Source organism: Desulfoconvexum algidum, assembly GCF_055382125.1.
In genome coordinates, this window is record NZ_AP042394.1 from 2,209,998 (window position 1) to 2,225,863 (window position 15,866).

General features: G+C 42.7%; 13 protein-coding genes, 2 tRNA genes and 1 other RNA gene. 10 read left to right on the forward strand and 6 right to left on the reverse strand.

The features are described 5' to 3' along the window. The first annotated feature begins 308 nt into the window (after nucleotides 1-308). Nucleotides 309-393, forward strand: a tRNA-Leu gene (locus ACZ45G_RS10080). Between the two features lie 100 nt (nucleotides 394-493). Here the strand turns inward: ACZ45G_RS10080 and ACZ45G_RS10085 are convergent. From ACZ45G_RS10085 to ACZ45G_RS10105, 5 genes are all read right to left on the reverse strand, one after another. Continuing rightward, nucleotides 494-2,848 carry an HDOD domain-containing protein gene (locus ACZ45G_RS10085; protein WP_464177633.1) on the reverse strand — a complete coding sequence of 785 codons (2,355 nt, stop codon included), beginning with the start codon at nucleotides 2,846-2,848 and terminating at the stop codon, nucleotides 494-496. A gap of 119 nt (nucleotides 2,849-2,967) precedes the next feature. Then, a complete protein-coding gene (locus tag ACZ45G_RS10090) occupies nucleotides 2,968-4,335 on the reverse strand; it encodes a DEAD/DEAH box helicase (protein WP_464177635.1) in 1,368 nt (455 codons plus the stop codon). Nucleotides 4,336-4,380: 45 nt separating this feature from the next. Then, entirely contained in the window at nucleotides 4,381-4,935 is a 555-nt protein-coding gene (locus ACZ45G_RS10095) for a hypothetical protein (protein WP_464177637.1), read from the reverse strand. 87 nt (nucleotides 4,936-5,022) lie between these two features. Then, complete coding sequence (locus tag ACZ45G_RS10100) at nucleotides 5,023-5,481, reverse strand: LEA/WHy family protein (protein ID WP_464177639.1); 459 nt, start codon at nucleotides 5,479-5,481, stop codon at nucleotides 5,023-5,025. A 6-nt stretch (nucleotides 5,482-5,487) separates the two neighbouring features. Next, nucleotides 5,488-5,841 (reverse strand): flagellar basal body rod C-terminal domain-containing protein, encoded by a 354-nt coding sequence (locus tag ACZ45G_RS10105; RefSeq protein WP_464177641.1) that lies wholly within the window; start codon nucleotides 5,839-5,841, stop codon nucleotides 5,488-5,490. 330 nt (nucleotides 5,842-6,171) lie between these two features. Between ACZ45G_RS10105 and ACZ45G_RS10110 the strand changes: the two genes are divergently transcribed. Continuing rightward, a complete protein-coding gene (locus tag ACZ45G_RS10110; RefSeq protein ID WP_464177643.1) occupies nucleotides 6,172-6,711 on the forward strand; it encodes a hydrolase in 540 nt (179 codons plus the stop codon). 18 nt (nucleotides 6,712-6,729) lie between these two features. Here ACZ45G_RS10110 and ACZ45G_RS10115 read toward each other — a convergent pair whose 3' ends face one another. Continuing rightward, the gene (locus ACZ45G_RS10115) at nucleotides 6,730-7,467 is read right to left on the reverse strand and encodes a putative metalloprotease CJM1_0395 family protein (protein WP_464177645.1); all 738 of its coding nucleotides are present in this window, start codon (nucleotides 7,465-7,467) and stop codon (nucleotides 6,730-6,732) included. Nucleotides 7,468-7,780: 313 nt separating this feature from the next. Between ACZ45G_RS10115 and hisB the strand changes: the two genes are divergently transcribed. From hisB to ACZ45G_RS10155, 8 genes are all read left to right on the forward strand, one after another. Beyond that, entirely contained in the window at nucleotides 7,781-8,368 is a 588-nt protein-coding gene (gene hisB, locus ACZ45G_RS10120; RefSeq protein WP_464177647.1) for an imidazoleglycerol-phosphate dehydratase HisB, read from the forward strand. Between the two features lie 131 nt (nucleotides 8,369-8,499). Further along, the gene (dnaG, locus tag ACZ45G_RS10125; protein WP_464177649.1) at nucleotides 8,500-10,281 is read left to right on the forward strand and encodes a DNA primase; all 1,782 of its coding nucleotides are present in this window, start codon (nucleotides 8,500-8,502) and stop codon (nucleotides 10,279-10,281) included. Nucleotides 10,282-10,299: 18 nt separating this feature from the next. Continuing rightward, nucleotides 10,300-12,129: an RNA polymerase sigma factor RpoD gene (rpoD, locus tag ACZ45G_RS10130; protein WP_464177651.1), complete on the forward strand. Its 1,830-nt coding sequence runs from the start codon at nucleotides 10,300-10,302 to the stop codon at nucleotides 12,127-12,129. 56 nt (nucleotides 12,130-12,185) lie between these two features. After that, a tRNA-Ile gene (locus tag ACZ45G_RS10135) sits at nucleotides 12,186-12,262 on the forward strand. 151 nt (nucleotides 12,263-12,413) lie between these two features. Then, complete coding sequence (locus ACZ45G_RS10140; protein WP_464177653.1) at nucleotides 12,414-13,277, forward strand: Nif3-like dinuclear metal center hexameric protein; 864 nt, start codon at nucleotides 12,414-12,416, stop codon at nucleotides 13,275-13,277. Nucleotides 13,278-13,286: 9 nt separating this feature from the next. Further along, nucleotides 13,287-14,009, forward strand: a complete 723-nt coding sequence (locus ACZ45G_RS10145) for a zinc ribbon domain-containing protein (protein WP_464177655.1) — start codon at nucleotides 13,287-13,289, stop codon at nucleotides 14,007-14,009. Nucleotides 14,010-14,018: 9 nt separating this feature from the next. Next, nucleotides 14,019-14,407: RNase P RNA component class A (rnpB, locus tag ACZ45G_RS10150), an RNA gene on the forward strand. Between the two features lie 138 nt (nucleotides 14,408-14,545). Next, entirely contained in the window at nucleotides 14,546-15,856 is a 1,311-nt protein-coding gene (locus ACZ45G_RS10155) for an HPr family phosphocarrier protein (protein ID WP_464177657.1), read from the forward strand. Nucleotides 15,857-15,866 lie beyond the last annotated feature (10 nt).

Consider the following 15,866-nt stretch of genomic DNA (forward strand, 5'->3'; position numbering starts at 1 on the left):
ATTGATATGTTATTAATATTTAAATTGATGGACATTTTAAACTGAGATTCAATGCTATACTTATACTCCAGTCCGGGTATTTTTCCCATAGAAAAATTGTTTCTATCACATTATAGTGTTCCTGCCGTTGGATAGAAGGATTCACATTTTTGAGTTATTTTGTCCTACTGGAAGGGATTCGTTCTTGACATTTAGGCATGCTTTTTATATAAACACTCTCGTTGCTCAATCTGCTATATACAAATTGGCCAACAAAAAGGAAAATTCCTTGAAATTTAAGGGATTTGACTTTGATGAAAGGGAATTATGCCGAAGTGGTGGAATTGGTAGACACGCTAGACTTAGGATCTAGTGCCGCAAGGCGTGGAAGTTCAAGTCTTCTCTTCGGTACCATAATAAAAACAGGGAGTTAGCTGAAAATGCTTTCTCCCTGTTTTACTTTGGGTCAACGATTAGGGCAGGCCTTTGTTCTTTTTGCAGTGATGCTGGGGTATCAGCTCAACATATAGAATCCCAGGTTCTTGGCAAAGGGCGGCGGATTATAAAAATCGGCCTTGATATAATTGCCTTTTATTTCCCTGACAACCCCCCGTCTTTTTATTAAGGATTTTTTTATATCATCAAGGAAAAATCGAATATCCAGAAAATCATTGATCTGGATATGGTGTGATCTTGAAATTTTGCAACCGATGGCCTCCAAAGAAAGTTGCTCCACCCTGATATGACCGGATTCTCCTGTTTTTAACAGGACAAAGTTTCCGCTCAATGAGACAGATTTGCCAAAGGTTTTGGTTTTGGTCTGGGCCTCTGGGTTTGTCTCCTTGATATTCTCCTGTTCAAACAAGGGTTGGATATTGTCTTCTATCTTGCCGATGGGGTCTTGGTTAACAGTCGCCTTTGATTTGAAAAGGAAATCAGCCACTATTTTTTTTAACTTTCCGGCATCCTCTGAGCTGACTGTATGGGGTGAAATGGTTATATTCACAGGCATCTGTAATTTTTGTGCAATTATTTTGGTAACTTCTTTTTTAATCCGATGTTTTGCTATTTCTGCATCATCGGCAAAGGTCAGGGGCAAGAGCAGGATAAAGGTCTCTTCTCCATATCGGAAAAGGACATCTTTATTGCGTTTGGTTTTCATCAGACCCTGGGCAATTTCTTTCACAATCGAATCTTTGGATGCCAGGTTTTCTGTTTCTTCCATCTGAAGGATGCCGTCGGCTGTGATAATCATCATGGTGAAGATACTGCCATACTGTTTTAAGACAGCTTCTTTATTGCTGATGGCGCGTTCGAAACTCCACCGGTTTTTAAGGCCGGTTAATGAATCCTTTGTGGCCATGTTGGTCAGGGCCTGGTTATAATAGGATCTTTCAATAGCAATGGCTGCATATTCAGCAATTGAAGATAAAAATTTTAGATCCTCTTCACTGAAAGGATCATCATTGATCCGATTGATCAGCTCGATAACCCCAAAACATTTGTCGCCGGTTTTCAGGGGAGTGCCGATGATGGACTGGGTCTTGAATTTGGTGTAGTTATCCACCCGAATACTGAACCGGTTATCCTTTGATACATCCTTAATAATCAAAGATTTTCCGGTATCCATTATATGACCTGCAATCCCTTCTCCTTTTGGCAGTTTTACTCCCCTTAGCCTTTTCTTGTTGGCTCCCACCACAAGGGAAAATACCATTTCTTCTGTTTTCGGATCCTTTAGGAGTATGGACCAGTGAAGGGGTTCAAAGATACGACCCACCTGGTACATGACAATATCAAGGACCTCCTTGATGGTTTTTGCCTTGGCAAGGGGTTTTCCAATTTCCAGGGTATCCATTTGTGATGCGGTCTTTTGGATTTGTTTAAACGGATCTTCCTGGTAATAATAGCGTGTATTGGCTTTGGAAAGCTTGAGGTTTGCCCACAGCAGATTTTCTTTGAGCTGATTTGCAGACGGGAAGACAAATTGATAAAATTCGGAAATGCTTTCGATTTCCTTGTTCATACGGTGAATGCAATTGATGACATCAATTTTTTCAAGGTCAATAAAGGTTTCAACTTCCGGGGGAAGGATGGGCGGCCGGATAAAATCAAATGATCCGATACCCTGGGTCCAGCAGAGAAAGTTTGCCAGGGAAACAATGGAAATCAGCAGCTTGTCCTCTCGTGTAAAGTCCATTTGATCAAAGGGCTGGTGATGATATTTTACAGCCATAATCAGTTTTTCGGGCAGTTTCCAAAGGGAACAAAAAAAGGCCCCGATATCATCATGACCCAGGCCCAGGGTGCTGCGTTCCTGTTCAATGATCAGTTCCGTGGAACTTGACAGCTCCTGGATAAAACTGCCATAGTCTCGTTTGCCGTTGATATCAAGAAAGATTTTGCCAACATCATGTAAAAGCCCTGCAATATAAGCTTCTTCCGGGTCGGGATATCCTGTTGCTTTTGCAATTTCCAGGCTTAATACAGCAACAGAAAGGCTATGGCGCCAGAAAAGGAGCCTGTCAAATTGTCTGGCCCGACCGGATTTGAACATTTTTTCAAACACCGTCATGCCCAGGGCAATTTTTTTTATTTCATCCAGGCCTAAAAGCGTCACCGCTTCAGACAGCTTTGTTATCTGCCGTCCAATGCCGTAAAAAGCAGAGTTAACAATTTGCAGCACCCTTGCGGAGATACCAGGATCTGTCTCCAGAATTTTTGCAAGGTCGCTCAAGGAGACGGTTTCGTCTTTGGATGCTTCCATAAGTTTTACAGCTACCTGGGGAAAACTTGGCAGCTTCTTGTCATCAAGGGTAAGAATCCTTTTGATGTCTGATTCTGATGGAAGATTTAGTTTATTTTCCATGGGGATATCCTAAAAAAAGATCTATTGTGTTTAATCCGTATGACAGGCAATAGTATTTCAAGTTGAGTTACATTTCAAGCAAATAAGAGGATGTTCTTAATTACCTGGGGTGCTAATCTTTATCGCATGAATATGTTTTGCTGTTCATATGTAAGCGCCCGGGATCTTGCAGACGCTTCAAAAACGGGGTTCAAAATATCGACAAAATCAAAAATAACGGCTTTTTTCTTCCCCGGAGCCGGCCTCAAGGCACGACCGATATATTGAACGAGACGGCCTGAAAATTTGACAGGGGTTGTCAGAAACATGGCGCAAATTCCGGGCAAATCAAACCCTTCTCCGATGAGCTGGCCGGTTGCAATAAGGGTTGTGCAGCGGCCATGCTGTAAATCCTGGATAATCCTGTCACGTTCTTTTGGGGATGAGGCGCCGGTGAGAATCTCTGATTTAGTATTGTTTTCTTTGAGCAGGGTGTCGTGAAGGAGCTGGCAGTGTTCTTTTCTGTCTGATAAAATCAATCTGATTCCCGGGCTTTGATGATTTTCAACGGTATCACAGATGAGACGGTTCCTCGGATAATCCTCTGTCAATTCCGACAAAACCTGTGAATAATATTCACTTGTATCTGTGAGGGTATTAAAGCTTGTTTCTATCCATCTAACTTGGGCATCACAAAGGTTCCCGCTGGCCAGTAAATCTATTTTGTCGATCCGGCCTGTCACATCTCCGACATGCCAGAAGATCACGTTTGAAAGCTTGTCTCTTCTCCAAATGGTGGCCGTCAACCCGGTCATGAACTTTGCACTGAATGCTGTCAGCGCTTGTGTAAACGTTCTTGAAGGGCATCTATGACATTCATCAACAATAACATTGCCAATGTGATCTGTCACTTCATCTGCTTTTTTATAAAGGGTTTGGATCATTGCCACGGTGATTTTATCACCTATCTCGAATTTACCGGACCCGATAATGCCTATTTCAGACTTGGGAATATTCAAGAATTGTTCGATCCGATCAACCCACTGATTCAACAACTCTTTTGTATGCACCACAATTAAAGCGGGCTGCCTTCTCTTTGCTATCATATACAATGCCATTGTGGTTTTACCACTGCCGGTTGGACTCTCCAGAAGACCGAAATCTTTTTTTAAACAGCTTTCAACGGCTGGTACCTGTAGCGGTCTTAATTCTCCGGTAAAATTGAAAATAACCGGTTCAAGGGTTTGCCTGGCATCTATAAATTCGATGGCTTCCCCCTGGGTTTGGCAGATTTTATAAATCTGTGTTGCTGCACCCCGGGGACAAATTAACCTGTGTTCGTCCTCTTCATAAAAATATAAAACAGGGTCAATGCCCCGGGTATATCGGCCCATTTTTTGGGCTTCTGAAAATTTTGGATTCTTAAGGGTCAGGTGTTGTTTAATAATCTGCCCGGTATCTTCGGCAAAATTTTCCAAAACCAATTGGCGGTTTAATATGAATTTCATCCCCTGTTTTCCTTTGGGGGGGTGTGACTATTCCGGAGAGTCAACTTAAGAAGCCACCGCCTGATCATAGGCAATCATCAAAAATATGGTGGAGATGGGAATTGTAATCATAGTTCCCAGGAGAGTAGACCCCCCCAGGGACTGAACAACTAAGTATAGAACAACAAGGATAAGGTGATCAAAAAAACTGGTGTGACGCACAAGTGAGATACTTTCTTTGAAGGCATCTACAAGGCCAAGGTTTTTGTCCACCATCAACGGAACCATGTATATCAAATAGAAGGTTGCTGCTAAGATAATCATAAGGCCTGGAAGAAAAAGAAGAAAAAAACCAATGCCGATAACAATAAACAATACCAGTGTAAACAGCAATAAGGGTAAAAAAAGACCCAGTTGTGAAAAATTATCCTTTGGGGTGGGTTCTCGTCCGATTCTAACCATATCCAAGATTGATTTTGTATATCCTGCAAGCATCACAGGCGCTAATATTCCGAAAGACACAACACTGACACCGATCAAAACCAGTGTTGTGATTATCAGCGGTACAATGTTTTTAAGCGATTGCTTGAAGGTGGATTCAATCATTTCTTTAAAGTTCATTTTTTCTTCCTATGTGGTTTGTTTTTTGTCTGGTTTTTGAATAGAATTTTTGATAAATAAGGGGGTGTGTTGCCTTCTCTATTGGTCTCAAGGAGAGGTGAACAAAGAAAGATTCCCTTTTTTGCTTACCCGGATAATCGGATGCACGGTTCCCACATCAAGTTTTGCATCCAGGCTGTATGCAAAGGTTTCCCTTTGATTTTTGGCAAGATCTGCAAAAAAGCCAATGCTGTTAAAAAAATCAACAGATGCCTCCAACAAAATATCCCCTTCGCCATAGGCCTCTATTCTGGGCAGTTTGTTGGAAACGCCTGTTAGTAAATTGTGGCCTTCAAGACTTATGGTATAGGCGATGCCCTTTAAATCAAGGGCAGACCGGTTTGGATTGACAATATGCAGTCCTATTTCAAACCGCGGAACCATGCCTTCGCCGGGGATTGCATTAAAGGAGGTAATGCTGACAATGGGGGGTTCATAATCTGTCTGAAGCCCGGCACAGCCCATCAGGTAAACTCCTAAAAAAAAGATGAAAATAAGTTGTTTCATGACAGTCTATCCAACCACATCAAATAAAGAGCCGATGGTTTCTTCATAGGATTGTATGGTTTTGGCATTTGCATTAAATCCGTGTTGAGCTGAAATTTGCTGAACCAGTTCTTGTGCAATGTTTGTGTTTGATAATTCCTTAAGGGACCCGTCGTTTTTAAGTGGATCTTCAACAAGGGGGCCGGAAGTGTTACTTTGGGTAATGGTGGTGGTTACTTGTTTGTCAGCACCTTGGGTGTTTATGGCCCTGCTTGATTTGAAATCATCGGAAAGGGAATTGGCAACATTATTGGCACTGACCGAAACCTGTTTTGAAAAGGCCTGTAATGCAGACACATTGTTTTGTATGGATAAGCTCATCTGACTGCTCCTGTATATAATTATTCTAAGCTCATTTTAAGCAAGAAGTGTGCATAACCTCATATATATATGATAGATCCGTTGTTATGAGGGGTTTACAACTCTTAAATTTAATCCACCCCAATAATTTATTTGTATCAAAACAGCATTAATTGTTCGATAGTTTAACAAAAATTGTCATGGATGGCAATTTTTTCTGAAACCGAACCTTTCAGCGCTGGGTGAAATTACTTGTCTTTTATGGTTTAACTGATATGAATAAACAATTAAAATGATTCTATTGGGAAGGATGGCGGGGGGTTAATCTTAATTTATATGAGGAGGTGTGCCGTGTTTACAATAGATAAATCTGTGATGCTTCTTGTGGATGTTCAGGGGCAGCTGGCCCAACTGATGTACGAACGAGATAAATTTTTTGGCTCCCTGGCGCTTATGATAAAAGCCATGAAAATACTGGATGTTCCCATCCTGTGGATGGAGCAGATTCCTTCCAAGCTTGGGAAGACCATTGGCGAGCTCTCTTGCCTCATGGAAGGGGCTGCACCCATTGAAAAAGTGTCTTTTTCTTGCTGTAAAGAGCCTGAGTTTATGAATAAATTTAAAGCTCTGGGCCGAAGCCAGGTGTTGTTGACCGGTCTTGAAACCCACATCTGTGTTTACCAGACAGGATATGAATTGCTAAACCAAGGGTATCAGGTCCAGGTGGCTGCCGATTGTGTTTCTTCGAGAACAAAGGAAAACAAAGAAATCGGTCTTGCGCGTCTGGTCCAGTCAGGTGGACAGCTTACCAGTGTGGAAATGATTTTGTTTGAATTGATGCAAGAAGCCAGTGGGGAAGAATTCAAGCAGATCGTAAAATTGATAAAATGAAGCCTATGAAAAATCAGATCAGACGGCCAGGTTGAAGGTGCGGGTCTCATCTTCCGGCAGATTGTTGACCTTCGTATAGGAATCAGATGCCTGCTTCATGTTCCCAAAGGCCTTGGCTTCATTGGTCTGGGCCTGTTGTTTGGCCTGGAGCATGGTAAGTTCGGAACTGGCCTTTGCTGCCAGGGATGCTGCTTTGGAAGCCACTTTTAAATCCTGGGAAGAAGGATTGGCGGGTGCCAGGGCGGCGCTCTTGACCTGTCGCATTTTTTGGGCAGTGGCTTTGGGGTCTCCGGGTACCTCTGAGGTGTCAATGCTGACTTCTCCTCCCACGGCATAATTATTACCATCAGGCCCCCGCTGGTATGTAAAGCTGGCCCCCGAGGTGATCAGGCTGCCCCCGGCAGCGATGTGTGCCATTTCATGGCTTCTGACCTCAGTGTCTCTTTGTCCGAGCTCCATTATTAATTGGAGTTCTGCCTGGGTTAGCGAGTTGTCACTGACTTTTTTTTCCAGTGGCTGCTGTTCTGCCTGGGGATTGGAGTTTTCTGTTCCCTGCAGGTCGGGATCTGTGGGGCTGTTTGTCTGGGAAGTGGTCTGGGAAGAAGGTTGACCGGGTAAAGACGAAATAGAAATTGCGGCCAAAGCTTCCTGGTTTAAATTGCCTTTGCTTTGGCCTGAAGTTATGGATGCCCTGGCAAGATTCCCGCCTGAGTATCCACTGCCGGGTGAATAATTATTAGTGCTGTTTATGTTCATCGCCCATCATCCTGAAAACTCTGATTTTATTTTTAATCCTATAAATATAAGGACTTTAAGAGGAATTTGCAACCACTTTGTCCATAAGTGTTTAGAAATTTGAAATTGCAAAACACGATATTCGGATCTATTCTTATAATCAAATTGACATATAAACGGTTATATTGTATTTTAGAAGGATTCGTTTAGATTAGTTTTTGGAACGAGAGATGGTGGGTACAGAGTTTAATTGCTCCTATTTATCTTATTTGTAAGAATGGGTCAATAATAGGCCAATAATGGGATTCAAAGAGTGTTTCACAAGGATGGGTTTATGAGCCGAAAGATAGATGTTTTCCGAAAAACAAAAGAAACACAAATAGAAATTGAGCTGAATTTAGACGGCACAGGCGAGGCCGATATCTCTACGGGGATTCCATTTTTTGATCATATGCTGACGGCCTTTACTGTTCATGGTTTTTTTGATCTTAAGATCCGTGCCAAGGGCGACCTTGAAGTGGATTTACACCATACAATAGAAGATACCGGGCTTGTCCTTGGGCAGGCTTTTCATGAAGCCCTTGAAAAAAAAGAAGGAATACAAAGGTTCGGTGACAGCTGTATCCCCATGGATGAGGCATTGTCCCGGGTGACAGTGGATTTGTCTAATCGCCCTTATCTTGTATATCATTTTCCTAAAGACTTGAAATCAGGGGGCGCGTTTGATGCGGATCTTGCCCGGGAGTTTTTCCAGGCATTCAGTGTTAAGGGCGGATTTAACCTTCATATAAATTCATATTATGGTGTTAATGAGCACCATGTGCTTGAATCTATTTTCAAGGCCATGGGAAAATCATTAAATAGTGCAACCCGTATTAACGAGAATCTTTCCGGGCCCCTCTCCAGCAAAGGCAGTTTGTAGACAATCCTTATTGCTTTGATTTTAAATGATTACTATTATCTTTGCCGATGATTATTGACATGGTTTATTACGTACTTAACTTATATAACCTTGTATAACCGGTTGAAAATTTGGAGCCAGCACCACCGAAAATGTATATTCCTGAAGAGAAAATTTCAGAAATTTTAAACACTTCAGATATTGTAGATATTGTATCAGAATCTGTTATTCTTAAAAAATCGGGCCGGAATTTTTTTGGCCTGTGTCCCTTTCATTCAGAGAAGTCACCTTCTTTTTCTGTGAATGCGGACAAGCAGATTTTTCATTGTTTCGGCTGCGGTGCCGGAGGGAATGCATTGTCCTTTATCATGAAATATCACGGGATATCTTTTCCAGAAGCGGCCAGAATGCTGGCAAGAAAATATAATGTTGTCCTGGAGACAGAATCAATGGATCCGGCCAGGAAAAAACAAGTTCTTGTTAAAGAATCTTTGCTTCGGCTGAATAAAAAAGTAATGAGCCTTTACGCCGGGGTTCTCAATGAAACTTCCAAGGGGAAGGCCGCAAGGGATTACCTTGAAAATAGAGGCATGACAAGGGATATAATTGATGAGTTTTATTTGGGACTTGCCCATGACGCCTGGGATGATGTTGTCCATTTTTTAAAAAAAGAAAAGGTGACCCGTCAGGTTGCAGTGAATTCGGGTCTGATTTTGCCAAGAAAACAGGGCAATGGGTATTATGACAGGTTCCGAAATCGAATCATGTTTCCTATTTTTGACATCAATATGCAGGTAGCCGGTTTTGGTGGGCGTGTCATGGATGATGCCATGCCCAAATATATGAACTCCCCTGAAACCCCCGTTTACAGCAAGGGCAGGATTCTTTACGGCCTGCATGCTGCCAAGCAATATTGCCGCCGGGAAGGAAGCGTTTATATAGTGGAGGGGTATTTTGATTTTTTATCCCTTTACCAGCATGGGATTAAAAATACAGTTGCCAGTTTGGGTACAGCATTGACAAAGGAACATGTCCGAATTTTAAAAGGGTATGCCGGAAGGATGATCCTTGTATTTGATTCCGATGATGCTGGAATCAATGCCGCTAAAAGAAGCATCCAGATTTTCATGGGGGAAGCTGTGGATACAAGAATTCTGGTTTTGCCGGATAAGCATGACCCGGATTCCTTTGTGATGAAGCATGGACGAGACGCTTTTTTAGAGCTTGCGGATCAAGCTAAAACCATTATGCAGTTTTTACTCGGGCTTGCCATGGATACCCATGGTTTGTCCGTAGAGGGCAGGATTAGAATTTTAGATGAGATGAAACAGCACCTGGCGTTGATTAAAGATTCCGCATTAAGATCTTTATATGTAAGGGAGCTTTCAGAAACCCTGAACATTGATGAACGAGCGGTTTTGGAAAAAGTGAGAGATGCTGTTATCCAAAAGTCTACAAAACAGTCTTCGCTTATGCCAGACCACCCCGCGGATGAGAAAATCCTGGTATCGGATCCAAGGGAACGTCAAATTTTAAGTATCATGTTGAATTACCCCAACCTGATACCCGAGGTGGTAGAAAAAGAGGTTTTAAGCTGTTTTTATTCAAAACGGTTCCAAAAAATTGCCAGGAAAATTATAGCAACCGAATCGGTTAACGAGGGTTTTGTTACGAGTGTTATGGCAAAAATAGACGATAACAGGGATCAAGAATTAATAGCATCCCTTGCAATGGATGATTTTTCCGGAAATGATGATATGGCTAGGACTGCAAATGTTTTGATGAACCGGATTATAAGAATCAGAAAAAAAACTGAAAATATTTTAACAACCGAGATTATAAGTGCGGAAAAGGGCTGTGATGCGAATGTGACAGACCTGTTAAGAAAAAAACAGCTTGAAATTCAGCAATTACACGATAGTCAACAAATTTAGGCCTTTGGGAGGCATTATATGGCAAAAAAGACAGATACGTCTGGAGAGAATATAGTGATCAGTAGGGATGTAATGCGTAAGCTTATAGAAAAGGGTGCAAAAAATGGAGTTCTCTCTTTTGCCGAAATAAATGATGCCATATCTGGTGATTTACAATCATTTGATCAGATTGATGACATTGTGGTTCAGTTCAAAGAACTGGGGATTGAATTGGTGGACCAGGAAAAGGCTTCTTCAAAGAAAGCGGCTGCAGCGCCTAAAAAAAAGGCGGTTAAAAAGGTGGTTAAAAAAGTCAAGCCCGTTGAAGAGGCCAAGGGCGCCAAAAAAGATCTTTTTTCACCTAAAAAGGACAAGCCGGATCTTGAATTTGGTGCGGTCACAGATCCTGTTAAAATGTACCTGAAAGAAATGGGTATGGTGACCCTTTTGAGCAGGGAAGGGGAGATCGAGATTGCCAAAAAAATTGAGGCGGGTGAACGAAAGATTCTTCGATCCATGCTCAATTGTCCGATTTCATTGTCCATCATTTTTATGTATGGGAAAAAAATGGAAAAAAAATCCATGAGACCCAAACATGTACTGCGGGATGTGGATGAAGGGGACGGGGTTGTGGATGAAGTGTCCAAACAGGAAAAATTTCTCAATGCCCTCACCCATATCAATGATATTCACGAGGAAAATCAGGAAAAAAGAGAACAGCTGGTCAGTCTGAAAAAAGGAACCAAAAAATTCGAACACCTCGAACGAGAGATCTTCGACAATACGGAAATCATATTTGAGCATTTAAAACGGTGGCGGTTTGAAGCCAACGTGATCGATAATATTGAAAAAAGTATCCGCAATACCATTGCCTGGTTTGAAAATGTTGATCAGCTTTTGGAAAAATGTGCCAAGACCTTTAATGTGCGCAAAGACACCATGTTAAAGCAGGGGGCGGACCAGGAGTCCTTTCTGCGATGGGTGACGGCTAGAAGTGATCTTAAGGAAGAACGGGTCATTTTGCTGTATGAAGATATCTGTTCGGTGCTCGACCAGGTGGACCAGCGGAAAAATTTTATCAAGGGCGGCATAGAAGACTTGCAAACCATAACCCAGGGGGTTGACGCGGGACGCAAAAGCGCCGATTTTGCCAAGCGGGAATTGGTAAGGGCCAACTTGAGACTGGTTGTCAGCATCGCCAAAAAATATACCAACAGGGGGCTTCAATTTCTGGATCTTATCCAGGAAGGAAATATTGGTTTGATGAAAGCCGTGGACAAGTTTGAATACAGAAGGGGGTATAAATTTTCAACCTATGCCACCTGGTGGATACGCCAGGCCATTACCCGGGCCATTGCCGACCAGGCCAGGACCATTCGTATTCCCGTTCATATGATCGAAACCATCAATAAGCTCATCAGAACTTCCCGGTATCTTGTCCAGGAGATGGGCAAGGAACCCTCACCCGAAGAAATTGCCGAAAAAATGGAAATCCCCATTGATAAAGTCAGAAGGGTGCTCAAGATCGCCAAGGAACCTATCTCTTTAGAAACGCCCATTGGAGAGGAAGAAGACAGTCATTTGGGTGATTTTATTGAAGACAAGAAATTTTCCATTCCTTCTGAGGCTGCCATTGATTTCAGCCTGGCGGAGCAGACACGCAAAATACTGGCGACCCTGACACCACGGGAAGAAAAGGTATTGAGAATGCGGTTTGGCATTGGAGAAAAATCCGACCATACCCTGGAAGAGGTTGGCAAGGATTTTACGGTTACCCGGGAAAGAATCCGTCAGATTGAAGCCAAGGCATTGCGCAAGCTTCGGCATCCAACCAGGAGCAAAAAACTCAAGACCTTCATAGAAAATTAAATCTTGACACCGGCTTATGATTGCTATATATAAATCAAGTTTGTTTGCATGGTAACGGGCCTATAGCTCAGTTTGGCAGAGCCACCGGCTCATAACCGGTCGGTCCCTGGTTCGATTCCAGGTGGGCCCACCATTAAACGAACAAAAGGCAAACCTTATGAATGCGATGAAAATGAAAAAAGGATGGTCAGGTCATATATGAATGTGCCTGTTGAATATCAAGCCAATATAAGAACAAAAAGCGTGGTAGTATACCACGCTTTTTTTGTTTATGGAGACGAGATATGCCATTAACCGTCAAAAAAATAATAGATATCATCAATGGCTTTGCCCCCTTTGACCTTGCTGAAAACTGGGATAATTCCGGGCTTCAGGCAGGAGATCCTGACGGGGAGATTCAAAAAATTATGGTCAGTCTGGATGTGTCTAAAGAGGTTATGGAGGCGTCCAGAGACTGGGGGGCGGATCTTGTGCTGTCCCATCACCCCCTGCAGATAAACCCTGTAAAATCCATTGATTTTAGCAAAATGCCGGGATCAGTCATTGGTCTGGCTGCCAGGGAACACATCAGTATAATTTCCGCCCATACCAATTTAGACAAAGCCGTTGGCGGGCTCAACGATTATTTTGCTCAAATTATGGGTGTCAACTGCGATGAAGTCCTTTGTCCTGATCCAATAATATTGGATTCAATAATATCGGATTCAAACAAAGCGGCTTCACCTTTAGACAAATCCAAGGGACAACTTCAGGGACTCGGCAGAATCGGAGCCCTGAAATCTGTGCTATCCCTGCGGGATCTGGCCTTAAATGTTAAGGAACGTCTTGGGCTTGAACATCTTCGGGTAATAGGCGATCTTGATCTTCAAGTGGATCGAGTCGCGCTGTGTACCGGTTCTGGCGGTTCTTTGGTGGATTGTTTCCTGGAATCTTCCGCAGATGTTTATATAACAGGTGATGTTAAGTACCATGAAGCAAGACAGGTTGAAATGAACCACAAAGGCCTGATAGATGTGGGACATTTTGCTTCGGAAGTCATTGTGGTTGATTTGTTGGAAAGCATTCTTGCCCAAGCGCTGGCATCTGTTGGATATGATATAAAGATACAAGGGTTTAAAAAAGAAAAAGATCCATTCAAAACTGTTTAAGGATAAACTATGAAGGGTACATCAAAACCGGATATTGCGACACTTGTTAAACTTCAAGAAGCGGAAACTGAGATCGTCAGACTTCAGGCGGTTCTTGAAAAGGTTGAAATCGAAAAAACAAAATTGGCATCACGGCTTAAACAATTTGAAAAAGCCCTGGTTCAGAATAGAGAAGATTTTGCCAGGGCGCAAGTTGCATGTCGTGATAGCGAGCATGAAGTCCAGATTGTGGATGATCGGATTATTAAAAGCAATGAACACCTAAGAATGGTTAAAACCAACAAGGAGTATCAGGTTCTTCTGCGTGAGGTGGATGACAATAAAAAACGCAAAGATGCCCTGGAAACTGAATTGCTCGAATTTATGGATGAACGGGAAAAATCGGAAACCATAGCCAATGAGAGCGAACGAGAGTATGAATTGCTGGCAGAACAGATCGCGGCCCAACAAGCTGAAATGGAAAAAAAATGCAGTGATGACAAGGAGCTGCTGGAGGAATACCTGGAACAGCAACGAGATATTGGCAAACGCCTGGCCCCTTCTTTGATGGACAGGTTTCGCAAAATATCAAAGATGAACCAGGGGTCTGCGGTTACCAGTGTCAGCCATGCAGTCTGCTCCGGATGTTTTATGAATATTCCGCCCCAGCTTTATATTGAAGTACAGCGAGGAACTTCGTTGATTTCATGTCCCCAATGCAGTAGAATCCTTTATTATGTAGATATTGATTAAAATTTCGGTCTGACCGGACTAAACGATCGCGGGGTGCTTTTTTAGTGCCTCGAGGAAAGTCCGAACACCACAGGACAGGACGCTCCATAACGTGGAGTCGCGGCGACGTGAAGGAAAGTGCAGCAGAGAATAGACCGCCCTTTGGAGTGGCAACATTCCTTGGGGTAAGGGTGAAACGGTGCGGTAAGAGCGCACCAGTTTTCCAGGTGACTGGAAAAGCTTGGTAAACCCCGTCCGGTGCAAGACCAAATAGGGAAATGCTTGAGGGCTGTCCGCCCAAGTTTCCGGGTAGGTTGCATGAGGTGCATGGCAACATGTATCCCAGATGAATGATCGTTGGCCCGTGGCTGGGTAACCGGCCCGGGTGACAGGATTCGGCTTACTGGACGGTCAGACCGAAATTTTTTTCAATTCAATGGTATGGGAATTTGTATTTAGCCGTTAGCTTTTAGCTAACAGCTAATGGCTAACAGCTAACAGCTAAAAGCCCGCGCAATAGCGCGCTAATTCAATTTTATTAAACCGGATAGTCAATAATGAGTCTTGCATGTGATATCTCGTTCAAGGAAAAGGCCAATATTTTTTCCTTTGAATACCTAAAGTGTTTGTTGTTCATTAATAATCTTGAATCCGACGATTATCTGTTTACCAAAAAACTGTATTCCAAACTCATTACCACTTCCCATATCCTGGAAGATTTTCTGGATTTCCACGGGGCTAAAAAAAATAAAGAGTGGGTTTTTTACCGCGAGCTGAGTGCCAGCGTCCGTCATCTTTCACTTGCCTGTTATTCCCAGCGTCATCTGTTGAATCGGTTTAAATTTTACCGAATTGAAAATGGTCACCAGGACATGTTTAAACTAGAGGCTTTAGATACCCTGAGGATTATCCAGGATTCTTTGAAGCTTGCCGTACCCGTTATTTTAGACGAAGCAAAGCGACTGGACATAACCATTCCTGAAACCGGGTATGACCTGGGTTATTTCCCCGGAATTACCTCTTCCCAGCATCTGGATCACAACATTGATGATTCGAATGCAAAAGATAACCAGAAAGAAAACTTAACCCGGATTGCCAGTGAATTTCTTGAGGTGATCAAGGACTTTGACCAATTTTCTTTTTATGAGCGATATGATTTAAAAAAGATTAATCAACTGGTTCCAGAGAAAATCAATGAAGTGATTATTCGTAGTTATGAAATGAGGATCCACAATATTCAATCCTCCTTTGATTCCTATGTGGTGAATTCTGAGTCTGCCGCTGAAAATATTATTTTAGATGAGCTCCGCAGTCATTTTTCCGTTGTTTTCCATATTTTGCAGGTCATGGGCCGGCTGCTGCATTTTTATGAACGCCACTTGTATGACGTTGGATTTAAAGATGTTTATAAGAACGTCAGTGTTGCCTTGTCCGAATTAATTGATCGGGATCTTCTGCTGGACCGGGCGGTCAATTTTTGTCTCTTTTATGCGGCCAAGTTTCTTTCTTCTGGTAAGGAAGTTGCTTTTCGAATCATTAATGAAAACATGGAAAGATCCACCATCCATGTGGGCATCCCTAAAGACAGGGGATTTCACAGTCGCCCCAGTCTTTTGGTGGCAAAAATTGTCCAGCATTACGGCGGTGAAGTGAAGTTGCAGGTGGGAGAAGATTTCTTTGATGCTTCATCGGTTCTTGATATACAATGGGCCGGGGGAAAGATCAAAAAGGAAGAAATTGAGATCGTCGCCTTTACCGGTGATTCAAGGGCATTGAACGATCTTGTTATACTGGCAGGGGTTAACTATGGTGAAGACCACATGGGCAAGGGAATTCCTTTGCCCAAAGAATTATCCTATTTGAGCTGAATATGAATCA